Source organism: Kitasatospora sp. NPDC089509 (assembly GCF_044749365.1).
Lineage (GTDB): Bacteria > Actinomycetota > Actinomycetes > Streptomycetales > Streptomycetaceae > Kitasatospora.
Genome location: NZ_JBIVHS010000019.1, coordinates 94,501 through 113,810 on the forward strand (window position 1 = coordinate 94,501; position 19,310 = coordinate 113,810).

General features: G+C 72.7%; 15 protein-coding genes. 9 read left to right on the forward strand and 6 right to left on the reverse strand.

Features of this window, described 5'->3' with window-relative positions:
• The first annotated feature begins 369 nt into the window (after window positions 1-369).
• The 6 genes from ACIP4P_RS31590 (at window position 370) to ACIP4P_RS31615 (ending at window position 6,514) form a co-directional block, all read left to right on the forward strand.
• Entirely contained in the window at window positions 370-1,644 is a 1,275-nt protein-coding gene (locus ACIP4P_RS31590) for a substrate-binding domain-containing protein (RefSeq protein ID WP_400924322.1), read from the forward strand.
• A 5-nt stretch (window positions 1,645-1,649) separates the two neighbouring features.
• On the forward strand, window positions 1,650-2,507 hold the full coding sequence (locus ACIP4P_RS31595; RefSeq protein WP_400924324.1) for an ABC transporter ATP-binding protein: 858 nt from the start codon (window positions 1,650-1,652) through the stop codon (window positions 2,505-2,507).
• A gap of 50 nt (window positions 2,508-2,557) precedes the next feature.
• Window positions 2,558-3,409, forward strand: a complete 852-nt coding sequence (locus ACIP4P_RS31600; RefSeq protein ID WP_400924326.1) for an ABC transporter ATP-binding protein — start codon at window positions 2,558-2,560, stop codon at window positions 3,407-3,409.
• Window positions 3,409-4,275 (forward strand): branched-chain amino acid ABC transporter permease, encoded by an 867-nt coding sequence (locus ACIP4P_RS31605; protein ID WP_400924328.1) that lies wholly within the window; start codon window positions 3,409-3,411, stop codon window positions 4,273-4,275. Before ACIP4P_RS31600 ends, ACIP4P_RS31605 begins: the two co-directional genes overlap by 1 nt.
• Before the next feature lie 251 nt (window positions 4,276-4,526).
• On the forward strand, window positions 4,527-5,612 hold the full coding sequence (locus ACIP4P_RS31610) for a branched-chain amino acid ABC transporter permease (RefSeq protein ID WP_350516375.1): 1,086 nt from the start codon (window positions 4,527-4,529) through the stop codon (window positions 5,610-5,612).
• Window positions 5,609-6,514 (forward strand): alpha/beta fold hydrolase, encoded by a 906-nt coding sequence (locus ACIP4P_RS31615; RefSeq protein ID WP_400924331.1) that lies wholly within the window; start codon window positions 5,609-5,611, stop codon window positions 6,512-6,514. Before ACIP4P_RS31610 ends, ACIP4P_RS31615 begins: the two co-directional genes overlap by 4 nt.
• A 176-nt stretch (window positions 6,515-6,690) precedes the next feature.
• Here ACIP4P_RS31615 and ACIP4P_RS31620 read toward each other — a convergent pair whose 3' ends face one another.
• Both ACIP4P_RS31620 and ACIP4P_RS31625 read right to left on the reverse strand, forming a co-directional pair.
• Window positions 6,691-7,965: a hypothetical protein gene (locus ACIP4P_RS31620; protein WP_350516373.1), complete on the reverse strand. Its 1,275-nt coding sequence runs from the start codon at window positions 7,963-7,965 to the stop codon at window positions 6,691-6,693.
• 394 nt (window positions 7,966-8,359) lie between these two features.
• On the reverse strand, window positions 8,360-8,956 hold the full coding sequence (locus ACIP4P_RS31625; protein WP_350516372.1) for a VTT domain-containing protein: 597 nt from the start codon (window positions 8,954-8,956) through the stop codon (window positions 8,360-8,362).
• A gap of 693 nt (window positions 8,957-9,649) precedes the next feature.
• On the opposite strand from ACIP4P_RS31625, the gene ACIP4P_RS31630 reads away from it, so the two are divergent.
• Window positions 9,650-10,741: an LLM class flavin-dependent oxidoreductase gene (locus tag ACIP4P_RS31630; protein WP_400924334.1), complete on the forward strand. Its 1,092-nt coding sequence runs from the start codon at window positions 9,650-9,652 to the stop codon at window positions 10,739-10,741.
• A 47-nt stretch (window positions 10,742-10,788) separates the two neighbouring features.
• Here ACIP4P_RS31630 and ACIP4P_RS31635 read toward each other — a convergent pair whose 3' ends face one another.
• Window positions 10,789-12,936 (reverse strand): putative bifunctional diguanylate cyclase/phosphodiesterase, encoded by a 2,148-nt coding sequence (locus ACIP4P_RS31635; RefSeq protein WP_400924336.1) that lies wholly within the window; start codon window positions 12,934-12,936, stop codon window positions 10,789-10,791.
• Between the two features lie 414 nt (window positions 12,937-13,350).
• Window positions 13,351-13,776 (reverse strand): OsmC family protein, encoded by a 426-nt coding sequence (locus tag ACIP4P_RS31640; protein WP_350516369.1) that lies wholly within the window; start codon window positions 13,774-13,776, stop codon window positions 13,351-13,353.
• 265 nt (window positions 13,777-14,041) lie between these two features.
• Between ACIP4P_RS31640 and ACIP4P_RS31645 the strand changes: the two genes are divergently transcribed.
• On the forward strand, window positions 14,042-14,377 hold the full coding sequence (locus tag ACIP4P_RS31645) for a chorismate mutase (protein WP_350516368.1): 336 nt from the start codon (window positions 14,042-14,044) through the stop codon (window positions 14,375-14,377).
• Window positions 14,378-14,653: 276 nt separating this feature from the next.
• Window positions 14,654-15,490 (forward strand): signal peptidase I, encoded by an 837-nt coding sequence (gene lepB / locus ACIP4P_RS31650; protein WP_400924339.1) that lies wholly within the window; start codon window positions 14,654-14,656, stop codon window positions 15,488-15,490.
• On the opposite strand, the gene ACIP4P_RS31655 is transcribed toward lepB, so the two are convergent.
• Complete coding sequence (locus ACIP4P_RS31655; protein ID WP_400924341.1) at window positions 15,453-16,517, reverse strand: EamA family transporter; 1,065 nt, start codon at window positions 16,515-16,517, stop codon at window positions 15,453-15,455. The two genes, lepB and ACIP4P_RS31655, sit on opposite strands and share 38 nt — an antisense overlap.
• Before the next feature lie 234 nt (window positions 16,518-16,751).
• A complete protein-coding gene (locus tag ACIP4P_RS31660) occupies window positions 16,752-19,172 on the reverse strand; it encodes a transglycosylase domain-containing protein (RefSeq protein ID WP_400924343.1) in 2,421 nt (806 codons plus the stop codon).
• Window positions 19,173-19,310 lie beyond the last annotated feature (138 nt).

Sequence of the window (19,310 nt, forward strand, 5' to 3'; positions counted from 1 at the left end):
GCGTGGTGCGGTACGGCGGCGCACGGCAGCACAGGGGTGCGTCCGGGCCCGGGCGGCCGGCGGGCGTATCGGCCCTCGCCCGGACCCGCGCCGCCTCCACCGCCGGTGCTCCGGCTCCACCGCCGCAGTGCCGCTTCCACCGTCGCCGGGCACGGGCCGCCGCGGCCATGGCGGCCGCCGCCATGGACGGGCACGGACTCCTGTCGGCAGACCACATCCGGCCATCCGGGGCGCGGCGTCCGGGCGGCGGTATGGCGACCGGAGCCACATCACGGTGGGCTGCTACGTCGACCGGGCACATGTCGCAGGTCCCACCGCACACCTACGGTTCCGGCATCCACCCCGCCGCACCCCCAGGAGTCGGTCACCATGCGCAGCACCACAGTCCCCTCCAGGACCGCCTCCGGCGCCCGCCCGGGCCGGGCCCTGACCGGTGGCCCGGCGCGGAGGCTCGCCGCCGTCGCGGCCTGCTTCCTGCTCGCCGCGGGCTGCGCCAAGGCGGGCACCGCCGGGACGGCCGCCGCGGGCGGCGGTGACGCGAAGGCCCCGGTCAAGGTCGGCCTGGTGTACTCCAGGACGGGCCCGCTGGCGGCCTACGGCAAGCAGTACCTGGACGGGTTCAAAGCCGGCCTGAGCTACGCGACCAAGGGCACGGGCGAGGTCGACGGGCACCGGATCGAGTTCGAGGAGCAGGACGACGCGGGCGACCCGGCCAAGGCGGTGTCCGCCGCCAAGGACCTGATCGGCAAGGGCTACAAGGTCCTGGCCGGTTCCACCGCCTCCGGTGTCGCCCTCCAGGTCGGCCCGATCGCGGCCCAGAACAAGGTGCTCTTCATCAGCGGCCCGGCCGCCGCCGACAAGGTCACCGGCTTGAACGAGTACACCTTCCGTTCCGGCCGCCAGTCCTACCAGGACACCAGGGCTGCGGCCTCGTTCATCGGTGACGCCAAGGGCAAGAAGGTCACCGTGCTCGCTCAGGACAATGCCTTCGGGCAGGCCAACGTGGCCGCCGTGAAGGCCGTGCTCGGCGCCCAGGGGGCGACGGTGGACCAGGTGCTCGCCCCGCCGAGCGCCACCGACCTCACCCCCTTCGCCACCCAGGCCAGGACCGCCAAGCCCGACCTGCTGTTCGTCGCCTGGGCCGGCGACACGGCGTCCGCCCTGTGGACGGCGCTCAACCAGCAGGACGTGTTCGCCGCCACCAAGGTCGTCACCGGCCTGGACATGGCCGCCTCCTACCCGTTGTTCGGCCCGGCCGGCGAGAAGATCTCCTTCCTGGACCATTACTTCGACGGCGCCGCCGGCACCCCGGTGGAGAAGGCCATGACCGACGCCGTCACCGCTGCCGGTGGCAGGACCGACATCTTCACCCCCGACGGCTTCACCGCGGCCCAGCTGATCGTGCACGCCGTCGAGGCCAACCACGGCTCGGCCGACGACACTTCGGCCCTGGTCAAGGCGCTGGAGGGCTGGAGCTTCGACGGGGTGAAGGGCCGGACCACGGTTCGTGCCGAGGACCACGCCCTCCTCCAGCCGATGTTCCAGGTTCGGCTGACCGGCACCGGAGCCGCCGCCAAGCCCTCGGTGGAGAAGGTCCTGACCGCGGACGAGGTGGCGCCCCCGGTCACCCCGATGGCGGGCTGACCCCGATGCCCGCTCCTGCCGCCTCCACCCCTCCGTCCGCCACCTCTCCGTCCTCCACGCCGAAGCACTTCTCCGCCGGCTCCTCCTTCCCCGGGGGCACTCCTTCCGGTCGCTCCGCTCCAGTGCTGCGGTTGGACGGGCTCGGCTGGTCCGTCCGTGGTGTGCCGATCGTCGAGGACGTCTCCTTCTCGGTCGGCGAAGGCGAGTTCATCGCCTTCATCGGTCCCAACGGTGCAGGCAAGACCTCCCTCTTCAACCTGATCTCCGGCATCTGTCCGGCGACCCGCGGCACCCTCCACCTCGACGGTGCGGACATCACCGCCGAGGCCGTGCACACCAGGGCGCGTCGCGGGCTCGGCCGGACCTTTCAGACCTCCTCCCTCTGGCCCGGGATGACCGTTGCCGACCACGTCCGGCTGGCCGCCCAGGCGGCAGCCGGGCCGGGCGCCTCGTACCGGCTGTGGCGACGCGCCGACCGCTATGCGGAGCAGGTGGCCGACACCCTGCACCGCACCGAACTCGCCCACCGCGCCGACACCCTGGCCGGAGCGCTCTCGCACGGTGAGAAGCGCAAGCTGGAACTCGCCGTCCTGCTCGTCTCCGACCCGAGGCTGATCCTGCTGGACGAGCCGATGGCCGGCGTCAGCGCGGAGGAGGTGCCGGCCCTCACCGAACTGATCCGTTCCGTGCACCGTGAGCTCGGCCGCACCGTGTTGATGGTCGAGCACCACATGGACGTCCTGCTCGGCCTGGCCGACCGCCTGGCGGTGATGCACCACGGCACCCTGCTCGCCCTGGACACCCCCGAGGCCGTGATGGCCGACCCGACCGTGCAACAGGCCTACCTGGGTGAGGCGTTGTGACCTCCTTTCCTGGTTCTTCTCCTGGTTCTTCGATGCAGCCGTCCTCCTCCATGTCCTCCTTGGTGTCCTCCTCCGAGCAGTCCGCAGGCGAGCCGTCCGTCGCCGAGTCCCTCCTCTCCGTCCGCGATCTGCGGGTGGTCATCGATGGGCTGCACATCCTCCACGGCGTCGACCTCGACGTGGCCCCTGCCGGGGTCACCGCGCTGCTGGGCCGCAACGGCGCGGGCAAGACCACCACCGTGAAGGCCCTCATGGGCCTGGTGCCGCGCACCGGAAGCATCCGGTTCTCCGGCGCGGAAATCTCCTCTCTTCCCACTCATCTGGTGGTCCGTCATGGCATCGGGTACGCGCCCGAGGACCGGGGGATCTTCGCCGGCCTGACGGTCGCCGAGAACCTCCGCCTCGCCGAGCGCGGAGCCCGGGGTGGGGACGGGGCCGGTGCGGGCGAGCCGAACTACTCGCTCGTCCACGAGCTCTTCCCCGAACTCAAGCAGCGGGCCGGGCAGTTGGCTGGGACGCTCTCCGGCGGCCAGCAGCAGATGGTGGCGATCGGGCGGACACTGCTCAACCGGAACCGGCTGATCATCGCCGATGAACCCACCAAGGGCCTGGCGCCGAAGATCGTCGCGGAGGTGGCCGAGGTGCTGGCGCGGGCGGCCGAGGCCGCGCCCGTCCTCCTGGTCGAGCAGAACCTCGCGCTCGTCCGCCGCCTGGCCGGCACCTGCGCCGTCCTGGCCGACGGCCGGACCGCCCACCGGGGCGACACCGCCGAGCTGTTGGCCGACGAGGAGGCCGCCCGCCGCCTGCTCGGCGTCGGCTCCCGCCACCCGCTCGCCGGTGGACCTCGGCCCGCCGTCGCCTCCTCGACTGCCCCTGTCGTCACCACGGAGGTGAAGCCCTGATGGACACCGTCGTTCTCCTCTCCTGTACTGGTCTCGGCCTCGGTGCGCTGTACTTCCTGGTCGCCTCCGGTCTCTCGTTGATATTCGGGTTGATGGACGTGCTCAACTTCGCGCACGGCGCCCTGCTCTCGATCGGCGCCTATGCGACCTGGTGGGCCGGCGTGGAGGCCGGCTTCCCCTTCTGGCTCGCGGTGCCCTTCGGCACCCTGCTCGGGACGGTCGCCGCCGTCCTGTTGGAGCTCTTCCTGATCCGGCCGCTCTACAGCCGGCCGCGCGATCAGATCCTCGCCACCGTCGGGGTCGGGCTCGCCGTACCCGCCCTGCTCATGGGGATCTGGGGCGCGGACGCCCGCCCCTTCCCCCAGCCGGCCCTGCTGGCCGGCACCTGGCACGTGCTCGGGGCGACCGTCCCGGTCAACCGCTTCGTGCTCGTGGCCGCAGCCGCGCTGCTCCTGCTCGCTCTTCGGTTGTTCCTCGCCCGTACCCGCTGCGGGCTGATCGTCCGGGCCGGCGTCGAGGACCGGGCGATGGTCACGGCGCTCGGCATCGACGTCCGGAGGGCGTTCACCCTCGTCTTCGCCCTCGGTGGGGCGGCCGCCGCGCTCGGCGGCGCCCTCGGCGGCCTCTACTTCGGTTCGGCCAGTCCCGGCCAGGGGACCAGCCTGCTCATCTTCGCGTTCGTCGTCGTGGTGATGGGTGGCATGGGCTCCGTGACCGGGGCCGCCGCCGCCTCGGTGGGCGTCGGCCTCGTCCAGCAGTTCGCCAACTACTACACCGGTGCCGGGCTCGGCGACCTCTCGGTCGTCGTCCTGCTCGCCGTGCTGCTTCTGGTCCGACCCCGTGGACTCACCGGGAGGCTCGCGTGAACGCCGAAACTCCGATCACGAGCACCGGTGGCCCCGCGGCCGCCCGCAGCGCCGCCACCTCGGCAGGGGGGACTGACACCAGCCCTGCCGTGACCACCATGTCAGCAGAGGGGACTGACACCAGCTCCGCCGACACCGTCACTATGACAAGGGGGACTGACACCAGCCTTGCCGGAACCCATTGTGAACACAGGGACGGGTCCGGCGCCATCCCTCGAACAGGTGATTCAGTCACTAATCGCTGGACAGTCATGCACAGAGCGCTACGCTGGTGGCCGATCGCCCTGCTGATCACGTTCCTTGTCGCCCCATACAGTGCGCTTCCCGTCCCGGGACTGCTCGACGGCCCGCTCGGCAGCCCCGGAAGTCTCCAACTCATCGCCCTGTGCCTGCTCTACGGGGCCCTCGCCACCGGTTACGACCTCCTGCTCGGTCGCACCGGACTGCTCTCCTTCGGCCACGCGCTCTACTTCGCGACCGGCCTCTACGCCACCGACCTCGGCATGCTGGAACTGCGACTCCCCTTCGCCGCCGCCGCGGTGTTCGGCGTCGCCTGCACGGTGCTGCTGGCCGTCGTGCTCGGCTCGGTGAGCCTGCGGGTCACCGGCATCGGGTTCTCCATGGTCACCCTCGCCTTCGCCCAGGCCGGCGCGATCCTGGTGCAGCGCAACCCCGGTGGCGTCACCGGCGGGGAGGAGGGCCGCTCCGCCCCGGCCGACCTGCTGCCGTCCGGCCTGCTCGGGATCGAGAACACCGCCAATCTCTACTGGATCGCCGTCGGATACCTGGTGCTGACGGTCGCGGTCGTCCACTGGGCCGTCAACTCCCGGACCGGGCGGGTCTGGGAGGGCATCAAGGAGAACGAGCGCCGGGTCGAGGTGCTGGGACTCCGGCCCTACGGGTACAAGCTGGTCGCCTTCGTGCTGGCCGGTGGGCTCGCCGGGATGGGCGGCGTGGTCTACCTGTTGCTCACCGGCGGGGCCGCACCGCAGGCCGCCGGCTCGGACGCCACACTCGCGCTGCTGGTCATGGTGGTCCTCGGTGGCTCCGGCACCCGTTGGGGGCCGCTGCTCGGTGGCGTGCTCTACACCTGGGCCGGCCATCGGCTCGGCGACCTCGCCAACTCGACCGCCGTCGCCGAACTGCCCGCGGTGCTGCGCGTGCCGCTCTCCCAACCCCTCTTCCTGCTGGGCTCCTTGTTCGTCGCCGTGGTCTACCTGCTTCCGGGCGGCCTGGCTAGACTGCCCGCCCGCATCCGCGCCGCCCGATCCGCCCGCGCGGTCCGCACGCCGGCCGGCGTGCCCGCCGCCCGTCCCACCGGAGGTTCCCCCGCGTGAGCCAGCCGCCCCTGAAGCCCGAGGAGTTGACCGTCCCCGTACCCGGCGGGGACCTGGCCGTCCTGCGTTGGCCCGCCGACCGACCGGACGCCCCGACGGTCGTGGCGGTGCACGGCATCACCGCCAACGGCCTGGCCTGGTACGAGGTCGCCCGCCGACTCGCCGGGCGGGTCACCCTGCTCGCCCCCGACCTGCGGGGACGCAGCGCCAGCAGCACGGTCACCGGACCGTACGGGCTGGCCCGGCACGCCGACGACGTGGCCACGCTGATCTCCGCCCTCGGCACGGGGCCGGTCGTGGTCGTCGGCCACTCGATGGGGGCCTGGGTCACGGCCCTGACCGCCGTCCGGCACCCCGAACTCGTCCGCCGGGTCCTGCTGGTGGACGGCGCGGTGAGCTTCCCGCTCCCGGAGGGCGTCCGCGAGGAGGACGCCCTGGCGGCGGTGCTCGGTCCCGCGCTGGCCCGACTGTCGATGACCTTCCCGGACCGCGCCGCCTACCGGGAGTTCTGGCAGCGCCACCCGGCCTTCGACGGCGACTGGGCCGACGGGATCGACGCCTACACTCAACGCGATCTCGTCGGCACCGAGCCCGAACTGCGCTCCTCCTGCGTGCTGGAGGCCGTCCGGACCGACGGTGCCCAGGTCCTGCTGGACCAGGAGGCGGCCACCGCCGTGCACCGGCTGCCCTGTCCGGGAGAGTTGCTCTGGGCGGAACGCGGCCTGCTCAACGAGCCGCAGGGCCTCTACGACCAGCAGCGGATCGGGCTGGCCGGGCTGGACCAGCGGCGGGTGCCGGCCTCGCCCGTGCCGGACACCAACCACTACTCGATCCTCTGGGGCGAGGCGGGGGCCGACCGCATCGTCCGCGGCCTGCTCGCGGACGCCCCCGCTGCCGGGTAGGCCCCAAGTCGGCTCGGCCGAACGGCAGAGCGGCCGCACGCCGCGACGACGCGGCGGCGGAACGGGCACGGCCGGCGGGGTGCGAACACCCCGCCGGCCGTGTAGCAGCCTTGATCGGCTCCGATCCGGCCGTGATCCAGCTCCGATCCGGCACCGGCCGCCCGGGTCCTACCGGGTCAGCCCGCCGTGCCCAGGAAGCCCGCCCAGCCGCCGGCCGGCGCCTGGCCGACGTTGAGCGTGCGCAGCTTGCGCAGGGTGGACTGGTCCTGCACCTCCAGCCATTCGACCAGCTGCCGGAAGGAGACCAGCCGGACCTCCGGCTTGCCCGCGATGGCCTTGAGGGTCTCTTCGACGGCGTCCATGTAGATGCCGCCGTTCCACTGCTCGAAGTGGTTGCCGACGAAGAACGGCGCGCGGTTGCTGTTGTAGGCGCGCTCGAAGCCCGCCAGGTAGGAGTTGGTGGCCTGGGTGCGCCAGTCGTTGTACTTGGACGGGTCGCCCTTGGTGCTGCCGTTCGACTGGTTGGCGAGGATGTTGTAGTCCATCGACAGCACCTGGAAGGTGTGCCCGGGGAAGGGGATGGACTGCAGCGGGAAGTCCCAGACCTTGCCGTCCTGCACCTTCTGCGGCCATATCTGGAGGCCGCCCGCGGAGCTGGCGTCGTACTTCCAGCCCAGCTTGGCGATGGTCGGCAGCAGCGCCTTCTGGCCCTCCAGGCACGGGGTGCGGCCGCCGATGAGCTCCTTCTTGTAGTCGAAGGGCAGCGGATCGACGTCGGTGAAGCCGGTGTTGGTCCGCCACTGGGTGACGAAGGAGATCGCCTGGTCGATCTCGCTCTGCCAGTCGTCCGGGGTCCACATGTTGACCCCGTTCTTGTCCGGACGGCTGGAGCAGAAGTGCCCGTTGAAGTGGGTGCCGATCTCGTGCCCGGCCAGCCAGGCCTGACTGACCAGCTTGAGAGTGCTCTTGACCGCGCCGTCCGACAGGTACGGGATGTCGGAGGCGCCGACCGCGTGCTTCGGCGGGTGGTACAGCTCGGACTTGCCCTTGGGCAGGGCGTAGATGCCGGAGAGGAAGAAGGTCATCGTGGCCTTGTACTGCTCCGCCAGCTTCAGGAAGCGAGGGAACTGGCCGTCGTCGGTGCCGCCCGCGCCGTCCCAGGAGAACACCACGAACTGCGGCGGGCGCTCGCCCGGCTTGAGCTTCTCGGGCTTGGGCTGGTTCGGCTGCGGACCGGTGTCCGCGTTGGACCCGTCCCCGATCGGGGCGCCCTTGGGCACCACGGCCTGGGTGGGGTCGGCGGTGCCGGTGGTGGCACTACTGCCGCTGGAGGAAGCCGAGGTGGAGTTCTGCCCGGAACCGGATCCGCTGCTGGAACAGGCCGCGACCGCGCCGAGGGCTGCGGTCGCAGCGGTTGCACTGAGCACCGTCCTGCGCGAGATGCTGGTCATGGTCTCCCCTGGTGCCGATGGCCGGTGGTGAGGGCGGCCTCGGGCCGCACCGGCCAAATCGGGCAATTGATGAATATTCCGCCGTTAGCATGTCATGTCGCCGTGGCGGCTTCCAAGGTCGCCCGGCTCCGACGACAGTCAACACGCCTGGGGCGCCCGGTCGGGCTGCACGGATCCATCGTCTGTTGCGGTCCTGTGACGCTTCACACCGCGCGTCTTCAGGGAAGTACGGTACCGCCGCGCCGCCCGGCGCGGTCAGAGTTCGTCAGCGCTCGGAACGGACCGTCGCCCGTAAGGGAAAATTGTGCTACTGACAGCACAGTGCGGTCAGACGGTGCCGTTCGGCCCCGGACAGCCGGTCGGTGCGGATCGGTGCGGATCGGCCCGAGGGGCCTCAGAGCGCGGCCAGCCGCCGGTTGCGGCGCACTATTCGCGCGATCGCGGTGCTCACGGCGGTGGCCGCCGCGCAGGAGACCGCCAGGCTCAGCCAGGCGGTGTTGAACCAGTGGCTGTTCAGCCAGCCCAGCGTCACGATGTAGGCGGCCCAGATCAGTGCCGCCAGGGCCGACCAGTGCAGGAAGCGGTGCGGGTGGGCGGGGGAGTGGCCGATCGCGAGGTCCAGGACGGTCCGCCCGGCCGGCACGAACCGTGCGACCACCACCATGACGGCCGCCCCGCCGTGCGGGCGTTCGATCAGGGACTGTTGGACCCGCGCCACGCTGGCTGCCAGTTTCGGGCGCCGGGCGAGCCGGCGCTGCAGCACCGGGGCGCCGCGTCGGGCGAGGTGCAACAGCAGGACGTCGCCCAGGAAGGACGCCACCGCCACGCCGAGGCCGAGCAGCAGCGGTGCGCCGTTGATCTGCGCGGTCTTGAGAACGGCCAGGATGACCAGCGTCCCGCTCGGGATGAAGGGGAGCAGGGCGTCGCCGAGCACGGCGAACAGGGCAAGGGCACAGATCCACGAGGATCCGATCGTCGCTACGAAATTCAAGGCCCTTACTCCCTCCACGCCGCCCTGGTGGAGCAGGTGGCTAGGAGGTCAACGCTAGCGCCTCGACTTTTCATGCCATGAAGCACCCCGGTGGGCGGGGGTCGGTCGGCGCCGGGGTGCGGGCCCGGCGGCGGCGAACCCGGACGCCGGGAGCCGGGGGCCGGCAATGGAACGAGCCCCCGGGGCGGGGTGCCGCGCCGAGGGCTCGCAGGGATCGTCCGAGGCTGGTCCAGCCCGGCGATCTTGCTGACGGAGCACGGACCCGCTCGGTGACCCGCTCCTGATCACCAGCCTGCCCGAGGCGGGTCGCCGACCGCGAGCGCCGGGGCTGGCGACTTCCGACCCTGGCGTGAAGTCGCCAACCGTGTCGGCCTGATGGCTCTGAGTCATCCGAACGGTCGGTCGGCCTATCGATGGCGACCGGTGCCCACCGGCGCCCGACGGCCGGACCGCCTGGGCGACCGGCGTCCGAGCAGCCACCCGAACCGGATCGGAGACCGGGTCCGAGCCCCGCCCGCAGCCGTTGTCCGAACCTCGCCCGGTTCCGGCGGCCGACACGGGAACAGCGGGCCCCCGGTAGTGGTTGGTCTCCGTCGGCAGCAGCGACCGCCGGGCCGTCCGAGACCCGCGCGGCCGCCCACGACGGTCGGCTCGGAGGAGAGCCGGACCACCACAGCCAGGAGGGCGGACGGCATGACCACCGAGGACCAGCAGGAGCACGGAACCGGGCCCGGGGCCAGCGAGGCGATCCGGGGCACCGCCCGCGGCACGGCCCCCGCTCCGCTCTCGATCCTCGACCTGGCCACCGTCGGCGTCGGCTACACGCCCGGCCAGGCCCTGACCGCCACCACCGAGCTGGCCCGCAGCGCCGAGAAGTGGGGCTACCACCGCTTCTGGGTGGCCGAGCACCACGGCATGCCCGGTGTGGCCAGCTCGACCCCGGCCGTGCTGCTCGCCCACCTCGGCGCCAACACCACGACGCTGCGCCTCGGTTCCGGCGGGGTCATGCTCCCCAACCACGCCCCGCTGGCCATCGCCGAGCAGTTCGGACTGCTGGAGGCCCTGCACCCCGGCCGGATCGACCTCGGGCTCGGCCGTGCCCCCGGCACCGACCCCGCCACCGCCCGCGCGCTGCGCCGCGGCCTCGCCGAGGGCGCGGACGACTTCCCGCTGCAGCTCTCCGAGCTGACCCACTTCCTCGACGGCGACTTCCCCTCCGGCCACCCGTACGAGCGGCTGACCGCCGTGCCCGCGGGGGAGAGCCGCCCGCCGATCTGGTTGCTCGGATCCTCCGGCTTCAGCGCCCAGCTGGCCGGCCGACTGGGGCTCCCGTTCGCCTTCGCCCACCACTTCAGCAGCGCCAACACCATCCCGGCCCTGGACCTGTACCGGACGTCGTTCCGCCCCTCCGCCGTGCTCGGCGAGCCGTACGCGCTGATCGGGGTGAGCGCCGTCGCCGCCGAGGACGAGAACACCGCCCGCCGCCTGGCCCGGTCCGCGGCCCTCGGCATGCTCCGGCTGCGGCGCGGCACCCCCGGCCCGATCCCCACCCCGGAGGAGGCCGAGGAGTACCCGTACAGCCCGGTCGAGGCGGACTTCATCGACAACTGGCTCGACAACGTCGTGCTGGGCGACCCGGGCCAGGTGGCGGACGGCCTGGAGGCCCTGCGCAAGCGGACCGGGGTGGACGAGCTGATGGTCACCTCGCACATCCACGGCCACGAGGCCCGGTTCCGCTCCTACGGCATGATCGCCGAGGCGTACGGCCTGACGGCGACCGTCTGAGGGCGGTCACCCGCCCCGGCCTCCCCGCCCCGCCCCGCCGGGCCGGGCTAACGCCCGGTCGGGGTGGGGCGGCCCTCCCGGAGTATCGCCGCGACCAGCTCGGCCTCGCCCGGCCGGGCGAAGTACCACCCCTGGGCGGTGTCGCAACCGGTCAGCCGCAGCCGCTCGGCCTGGGCGGCGCTCTCGATGCCCTCGGCGGTGACGGTCAGGCCGAGGGTGTGGGCCAGCTGCACCATCGCGCCGACGATCTGCTCGTCCGCGTCGCTGCGGCGGGAGCGGAGCTCCAGGCGGCCGGGACGGTCCGCCGCAGGAGCGCCGCCCGCCGCCGATGCCCCGACCGCACCCGATGGCGTGGCCGGCGACGCGGCCCCGGCCGGGCCCACGGCGGCGGCCGGCGCGGGTGCCGGATCGCGGAAGCCCTCGATGAACGTCCCGTCGAGCTTCAGGACGTGCACGGGCAGCCGGGAGAGGTAGGCCAGGTTGGAGTAGCCGGTGCCGAAGTCGTCGATCGCGATCCGCACGCCCATGTCGGCGAGCGCCTGCAGGGCCTGCAGCGGGCGGCCGCCGGGGCCGAGCAGGGCGCTCTCGGTGATCTCCAGCTGGAGCAGCCGGGCGGGCAGGCCGGTGTGTTCGAGGGCCCGGGCGACATCGGCCACCACGTCGGAGTCCCAGATCTGGCGGGCCGCCAGGTTGACGCTCACGAAGGTCTCGGTGTCCGGGAACTCGGTGAGCCAGCGACGGGCCTGACGGCAGGACTCCTCCAGCACCCACTTGCCGAGCGGCACGATGGCGCCGGACTCCTCGGCGAGCGGGATGAAGCGGTCGGGGGAGAGCGTCCCGTAGCGGGGGTGGCGCCAGCGGACCAGGGCCTCGGCGCCGTGCACCGTGCCGTCGGCCAGGCTGACCAGCGGCTGGTACTCGATGGTGAACTCGCCGCGTTCCAGGGCCGGCCGCAGTGCGGTGGCGAGCAGTTGGCGGGTGAGCTGGTGGGCGCCGCGGTCCGGGTCGTAGAGGGTCCAGCGGGCGCGGCCGTCGGCCTTGGACCAGTAGAGCGTGGCGTCGGCGTCCTTGACCAGGTCGGTGGGGGTGGTCTCGTGCACCGACCGCTCGACGACGCCGACGCTGGCGGTGATCACCAGTCGGTGCCCGGCGACGTCGAAGGGCCGTTCCAGCACTTCCAGGATCCGCCCGGCCAGCGAGGTCAGCTGCTCGTCGCCGCTGCTGTCGGTGACCAGGACGGCGAACTCGTCGCCGCCCATCCGGGCCACCAGGTCGGTGTCCCGTCCGGAGAGCCCGCCCCGCAGCCGGGCGGCGACGGCGATCAGCAGCTGGTCGCCGATGTGGTGGCCGAGGGTCTCGTTGATCGCCGCGAAGCCGTCGAGGTCCAGGTAGCAGAGACCCACCCGTCGCCCGTCCGTCGAGGTGACCGACCCGTCGGAGCTCCCGCCGCTCCCGCCGGTCCTGCGGTGCACGGGCTCCTCGACGGCCGGGAGGCAGGCGGCGTCGAGCCGTTCGAAGAAGAGGGTCCGGTTGGGCAGCCGGGTCAGTGGATCGTGCAGGGCCTGGTACTCCAGGCGGTCGCCGAGCCGCCGCTGCTCGGTGATGTCCTCGACCAGCGCGAGGGTGTAGAGCGGTTGTCCGGCCGGGTCCCGGATCAGCGAGACGGTCACCTTGCTCCAGACCGTGTGCCCCTCGCGGTGCTTGAGCTGCTTCTCCACGCGGAACCGTTCCCGCCCGCCGTGGACGAGCTCGTCGAAGAGCCGGTGCGGCATGCCCTCCGGGTCGATGATCTCGTACAGGGGGGTGCGGGCCAGCTCGCCGACGCCGCGGCCGATCAGGGCGGCGCAGGCGGGGTTGACCTCGATGATCCGGTCCTCGGGGTCGATCAGGGCCATGCCGATGACGGCGTCGCAGAAGGCGGCCCGGAACCGGGATTCGCTGGCCCGGAGCGCCGCCAGCAGCCGGTCGTCGGAGCTGACCGGCGGGCCGGGGGCGTCGCTGCCGCCCAGGTGCGTGCCGTCGGTCAACGGGGTCGAGCAGGTGGGGCAGAGCGGCACCCCCGGATCCTCCAGGGTGCCGCAGGCCGTGGCCGGGGCGGCGGTGGAGGAGGGGGTAACGGTCGATCCGCTGCGGCCCGCCGGATCGAGGAGCGGTGCGGCGAGGCGGCGTTGGTGTGACGATTCCTCGTGTCGCACGCCTGGGTGGTGTGAGTCGGCCCCCTCGGTCTGGCCCGGCACGGCATGCTCCCGTCCGCTGCTGACGCTTGACGATGGTTCGCCTGGTCGGCCGGGATACCGGCGGCCGGCTCCGCGCTCTGTCGGGGTCTCGGGGTCGGTCCGCTGCGGGGCGTTCGCCGTGGGGCGCTGCCGCGCGGGGACCCGGGGGAGAACAGGGCGCTTCGGCCGATCATAGGCCGCGATGACAACGCGCGGTGACCGCCGGCAGGGTGATTCGTCCCGTTTGTGATCATGCATGGTGGAACGTTCGGACGCCTTCGCTACACATCACATGAGGTGCGCCGGGAGCGCGCGCGCCGAGACCGCGCCCCCGGGCGCTGGTTGCGCGCCGGGGGCGGGGCTGGGGTGCGCCCCCGGAGGGGCTGGGGGCGGTCAGGCCAGCTTGGCCGTGAGGGTGATGGTGGTGCCGGTCAGGGCCTGGCTGACCGGGCAGTTGGCCTTGGCGTCCTCGGCGGCCTTCACGAAACCGGCCTCGTCCAGTCCGGGGACCTGTCCGGTGACGGTCAGGTGGATGCCGGTGATGCCGGTGCCGGGCTGGAAGGTGACGTCGGCCTGGGTGTCCAGCTTGCTGGGCGGGGTGCCGGCGCCGGTCAGGCCGTGCGAGAGGGCCATCGAGAAGCACGCGGAGTGGGCGGCCGCGATCAGTTCCTCGGGGCTGGTCTTGCCGTTGGGCGCCTCGGCACGGGCCGGCCAGGAGACGGGGTACTCGCCGATCCCGGAGGAGGCGAAGGTCACCTCCCCCTTGCCGTGCAGGAGGTCGCCCTCCCAGGCGGTGCGGGCGGTGCGGGTGGTTGCCACGATCGGTTCCTCCACTACTGGGGGACTGCTGTTCGTCACGTCCGGTCATGCACGCACCAGCCTACGGGCAGGCCAGTCACCGAGCCGGGCGGCGACGGGGCGACGGGGTGACGGATGAGACGACGGGCGGTGCCGCGGCCGTCCGGATGCTGGACCGTTCCCCGGACGGTGCCGGTCCGGCGCGGGTGCCCTGTTAGATTTGCCGGGGCCCGAGCCCGGCCGCCGTACGGTCGGGCGCCCATCACAGACACCGGGAGCCGCCCCGATGACGGACCAGCCCACGACCTCCGACGCCGGTGCGCCCGAGGGGATCGACGACGCGGTGCGGGCGGAGCTGACCAGCCTGCGCGAGAGCATCGACAACATCGACGCCGCGGTGGTCCACATGCTGGCCGAACGCTTCAAGGCGACCCAGCGGGTCGGTCGGCTCAAGGCCGAGCACAAGCTGCCGCCGGCCGACCCGGCCCGGGAGCGGGACCAGATCAAGCGGCTGCGGGAGCTGGCCGCCGGGGCGAAGCTCGACCCGGTCTTCGCGGAGAAGTTCCTGAACTTCATCATCGCCGAGGTCATCCGCCACCACGAGGCCATCGCCCGCGCCTGAATCCGGCGCTGAAGGCGACTCCGGGGGCGCGGGAACGCCGCTGCCGGGCGCGCCGCACCACCCGGCACCGAGGGCGCCGCACCACCCGCCGCCGAGGGGCCGGACGTCGGTGCCGCGCTCCGGCACTCGGCGACGCGGCTCCCCGGTCGGGGGCCGCCCGCGGACGGGCGTTCCGCCGTCCGGCGATGTCGGGGGCGGCTAAAGCCCGGATTTCGTGCGGCTCCCCGGTTGGCGTAGCGTGCAGGTTTCCCCAGCCGGAGAGGTGGAGCAGCGACGATGGCGGTGAACCTGCCCGAAACGCCCAGCGGAGCTCCCAGCCAGCACGGCCCGAACGGTCGGCCCGACCTGCCCGGCCGGCCCGACCTGCCCGGCCCGAACGGCGAGCACCCCCGGAACCCGGCCGGTGGTCGTGCCGAGGCCCGTCGGAGGGCCGGCGGGGCGCGCGGGCGCAAGGCCCGCCGGGCGGGGCGCCGTCCGCGACCGTGGTGGATCGAGATTCCGGCGATGGCGGCGGTCGGGCTGGTGGTCGCGCTGCTGATCAAGACCTGCCTGTTCCAGGTCTTCACCATCCCGTCCGGGTCGATGGAGAACACCCTGCGGATCGGTGACCGGGTCGGTGTGAACAAGCTGGCGCCGCTGACCGGCTGGAAGCCGGAGCCGGGACAGCCGGTGGTGTTCAAGGACCCGGGGAACTGGCTGCCGCCGCAGCCGGTCGACTCGAACCCGCTCACCAACACCGTGACCTCGGTGCTGAGCTTCGTCGGGCTGATGCCGCCGAAGGACGACAACTACCTGGTCAAGCGGGTCATCGCGACCGGCGGGCAGACCGTGCAGTGCTCGGGTACCACGCTGACCGTCGACGGCAAGAAGGTCGACGAGCCGTACCTGCACCCCGGCGACGACTCCTGCGCGGGCATGGACTTCGGCCCGGTGACGGTGCCCTCGGGCTACATCTGGGTCGAGGGCGACCACCGCAGCGACTCGGCGGACTCCCGCTGGCACCGGCAGAACCCGGGCGGCGGCGCCGTACCGGTGGGCAACGTGGTCGGCCCGGTCTCGGCCGTGGTGTGGCCGGTCAGTCACCTCGACTGGTTCGGCTGGACCGGCCGCTGACGCCACCGTCGGCGGCGGTCACCCGCTCCCGGGCCGCAGCAGTGGCACCGGAGGCAGCGGCACCGCCGCCGGTCGGCTCGGCCACCGCCCCCTCGACCCCCGGCGACTTGCTGGTCTGCGCCGCGAAGGCGCCCGCCAGCACCAGCAGGCCGCCCGCGACCTGCGGCAGTCCCAGGTGCTCGCCGAGCAGGACCCAGGCCAGCACGGTGGCGACCACCGCCTCCAGGTTGGCCACCACCCCGGCGATCGGCGGCGAGAGGTACCCGACGGAGACCACCCCGGTCAGGTAGGCCAGCACGGTCGCGATCAGCACCATCCAGGCGGCCGGGATCAGCGCGGGCAGGCTGTGCCCGTTCATCACCACGGACCCGCCGAGCAGGCTCCAGTCGGCCTGCCAGGGCTGGGTGAACACGGTGAGCACGACGGCGCCGATGAGCAGCCCGTACGCGCTGACGGCCAGCGGGTCGACGGGGCGTTCGCCGCGCCGGCCGGCGTCGGCGAGCAGGAAGTAGCCGACCTGGCAGCAGGCCGCGCCGAGGGCGAACAGCACGCCCAGCGGGTCGAAGCCCAGGCCGTTCCAGACCTCCACCACGCAGGCCAGCCCGGTCACCGCGACGCCGGCGCCGACGGCCGCGCCCCGGGTGATCGGCTTGCGCTGCACGAACTTGACGTAGCCGATCAGCAGCGGCGGCCCGAGGTACTCGATGAGCAGGGCGACGCCGACCGGGATGCGGGAGATCGCGGCGAAGTAGCAGGCCTGGACGCCGGCCACCGCGAGCAGGCCGAAGCCGAGCAGCAGGCCGGGGCGGCGCAGGACGGCGTCCCGGTGCCGGTAGGCGATCGGCAGCAGGGCCACGGCCGCCCCGGTGACCCGGAGCCAGACCACGTGCAGGGGGGAGAGGCCGGCCTCGATCAGTGGTTTGGCCGCGGTGCCGGAGCCGCCGAACGCGACGGCGGAGACCAGGGCGAGGCTGAGGCCGAGGGTTCTGCCCGAAGGGAGGGTGGGCGAGGCCGTTGATCTGTGCACGGCCGCATTGTGACAGTCATACCGATGCTTCGGTAAGGCGCCATTTCGTCATTTGGTCCTGCACTGAACTGTCCGTGGAGGAGTGCTCACGGACGCGGACTGCTCACGGACGGGGACCGTCGAACGCCGGGACGACGTCGGCCGGACCACCGACCCGAGGTCAGTGGTCCGGCCGATGCGGCTGGAAGGCAGACGAGACGCAGCCGGGACGCAGGTGGGCGACCGGGCGGGTGATCAGCCCCCGGCCCCGGCGCCCGCCCCGCTGAGCGCGTCCGTCCCGCCGGTGGGCTGGGTGGTCGGCTGCGTGGTCGGGCCGGTGGTGGGCTGGGTGGTCGGCGTCGGCCGGGTGGTGGGTCGGGTGGTGGGCCGGGAGGTGGGCTGGGTGGTCGGCTGCGTGGTCGGGGCCGTGGTCGGCCCGGTGTCGGAGCCGTCGGAACCGGAGCCGGAACCGGAACCCGTGCCCGAGCCGCCCGAGGAGGTCGCGCCGGAGTTGCCGCCCGACGGGTTGCCGGCGCCGGTGCTCGGCGTGGCGCCGCCGGTCGACGGGGTGCTGCTCGGCGTGCCCGGGGCGGTCGGCAGGTCGGTGGCGCCCGAGGAGTCGTCGCCGTCCGCCGGGGTCGGGAAGTCGCTGACCGGCTGGCCCTTGAGCGCGGCCTTCATGTAGCTGGTCCAGATCTGGGCCGGGTACTGGCCGCCCGCCGCGCCGTCGATCCCGCCGATGCCGCTGAGGCTGACCTGGGCGCCGGTGCCCGGGTCCTGGCCGAACAGGGCCACCGAGGTGACCAGTTCGGGGGTGTAGCCGACGAACCAGACGGACTTCTGGTCGTCGGTGGTGCCGGTCTTGCCCGCCACCGGGCGGCCCAGTGCCTTCGCCCGGAAGCCGGTGCCGCCCGGGTCGCTCACCACGCCCTGGAGCATCGAGGTGACCTGGTTGGCGGTGTCGGCGCTGATCGCCTGGGTGGCCTTGTGCGCGGGCAGCGACACGGACTCGCCCTCGCGGTCCACCGACTGCACCAGCCACGGGGAGATCTGCTTGCCGCCGTTGTCCAGCGTGGCGTAGACGCCGGCCATGTCGAGCACGCTCGGGGTGGCCGCGCCCAGCGGGATGGACGGCACCGGGTCGAGCCCCGGGGTGTTGGCGGGCAGGCCCAGCGCGACGCCCGTGTCCTTCACCTTCTGCAGCCCGGTGTCCTGCGCCAGCTGGGCGAAGGCCGAGTTGACCGACCAGTCGGTGGCCTGCTGCAGGCTGATCTGGCCGTAGCTCCTGTCGCCCTCGTTCGGCGGCGCGTACGGGGTGCCCTTGCCGCCGCGGACCTTGCGGCCGCTGGTGCCGTCGTAGACCGTGCGCGGGGTGACGGTCCGGCCGTCCTGGGTCTTGGCGTTGTTCTCGAAGGCGGCGGCCAGTGCGATCGCCTTGAAGGTCGAGCCGGCCTGGTAGTCGCGCCGGGTCGCGTTGTCGACGTAGTGCTTCACGTAGTCGACGCCGCCGTACAGGGCGACGACCGCGCCGGTCTTCGGGTCCACCGAGACGGCGCCGGCCTGGGCGGCCGCGTCCTTCTTCCGCTTGTCCGGGTTCAGCGTGTCGTGCAGCTGCGCCTGGACGGAGTCCTGGAGGGCCTGCTGGCGGTTCGGGTCGATCGTCAGCTTGATCGTGTAGCCGCCCTTGGCCAGCTCGGTCTCGCTGATGATGTTGTTCGAGGTCAGGTACTGGGTGGCCGCGTTGACCAGGTAGCCGGACTGGCCGGACAGGCCCGGGTTGGGCTGCGGGTCCTTGACGTCCGGGAAGGTGGCCTTGGCCCGGTCGTCGGCGGAGAGCCAGCCCTCCTTGACCATGCCGTCCATGACGTAGTTCCAGCGGTTGACGGCGTTCTGCTTGCCCGCCGGGGTTGCGGTGGCCACGTCGTAGGCGCTCGGGGCGTTCAGCAGGGTGGCCAGGTAGGCGCCCTGGGCCGGGTCGAGCGCGGAGGCGTCGATGCCGAAGTACGCCTGGGCGGCGGCCTGGATGCCGTACGCGCCGCGGCCGTAGTAGGAGGTGTTCAGGTAGCCGGAGAGGACTTCGTCCTTGCTCTCGGTGGCGTCCACCTTGATCGCGATGAAGAGTTCCTTCACCTTGCGGGTGATCGACTGCTTCTGGTCCAGGTACGTGTTCTTCACGTACTGCTGGGTGATCGTGGAGCCGCCCTGGGTGCCCTCGCCCTTGGCGGTGTTGAGGGCGGCCCGGGCCAGGCCCTGCACGTTGATGGCGCCCTCGTTGTAGAAGTTGCGGTCCTCGGCGGCCAGCGCCGCGTGCTGGGCGGCGGGGGAGACCTTGTCCAGGCCGACGTTCTGCCGGTTGGTCTGGCCGGTGCGGGTGATCACCGAGCCGTCGGCGTAGAGCCAGGTGTTGCTCTGGGCGGTCGCGGCGGCGTGCGCGTCCGGGACCTTCACCAGCGCGACACCCAGCGCGAACAGGCCGACGCCGAGCAGCAGCGCCGCGGCGAAGCCGAGCAGCGTCATCCGCCAGGTGGGTATCAGCCGGCGCCAGCCGGTGCGCTTGCGCTTGGGGCGGCGCGGCTTCCCGCCGCCGGACGTGGTGGCGGTGTTCTTGAGCCGCTTGACCGGGCGGAGGCCGATCGACGGCTTGGGACGGCCGCCGCTCTGGGCGTTTCGGAACAAGGCGCGGCCTTTCCTGCGGGCGGACCGGGCCAGCCTGCACGGACGGGGACATCGGCGGTTAGGGACCTTTGTCCCGATTCCGGTTTACTGCCCTGGACGCGTCGGATGGGCCCAATGGCTCCATCGGAACGACAATCG

Bases quoted from the DNA above. Each gene is read 5' to 3' on its own strand.
- ACIP4P_RS31610 (WP_350516375.1), top strand. From the start codon at position 4,527: ATGCACAGAGCGCTACGCTGGTGGCCGATCGCCCTGCTGATCACGTTC.
- ACIP4P_RS31645 (WP_350516368.1), top strand. From the start codon at position 14,042: ATGACGGACCAGCCCACGACCTCCGACGCCGGTGCGCCCGAGGGGATC.
- ACIP4P_RS31590 (WP_400924322.1), top strand. From the start codon at position 370: ATGCGCAGCACCACAGTCCCCTCCAGGACCGCCTCCGGCGCCCGCCCG.
- ACIP4P_RS31630 (WP_400924334.1), top strand. From the start codon at position 9,650: ATGACCACCGAGGACCAGCAGGAGCACGGAACCGGGCCCGGGGCCAGC.
- ACIP4P_RS31595 (WP_400924324.1), top strand. From the start codon at position 1,650: ATGCCCGCTCCTGCCGCCTCCACCCCTCCGTCCGCCACCTCTCCGTCC.
- ACIP4P_RS31620 (WP_350516373.1), bottom strand. From the start codon at position 7,965: ATGACCAGCATCTCGCGCAGGACGGTGCTCAGTGCAACCGCTGCGACC.
- lepB (WP_400924339.1), top strand. From the start codon at position 14,654: ATGGCGGTGAACCTGCCCGAAACGCCCAGCGGAGCTCCCAGCCAGCAC.
- ACIP4P_RS31600 (WP_400924326.1), top strand. From the start codon at position 2,558: ATGTCCTCCTTGGTGTCCTCCTCCGAGCAGTCCGCAGGCGAGCCGTCC.
- ACIP4P_RS31605 (WP_400924328.1), top strand. From the start codon at position 3,409: ATGGACACCGTCGTTCTCCTCTCCTGTACTGGTCTCGGCCTCGGTGCG.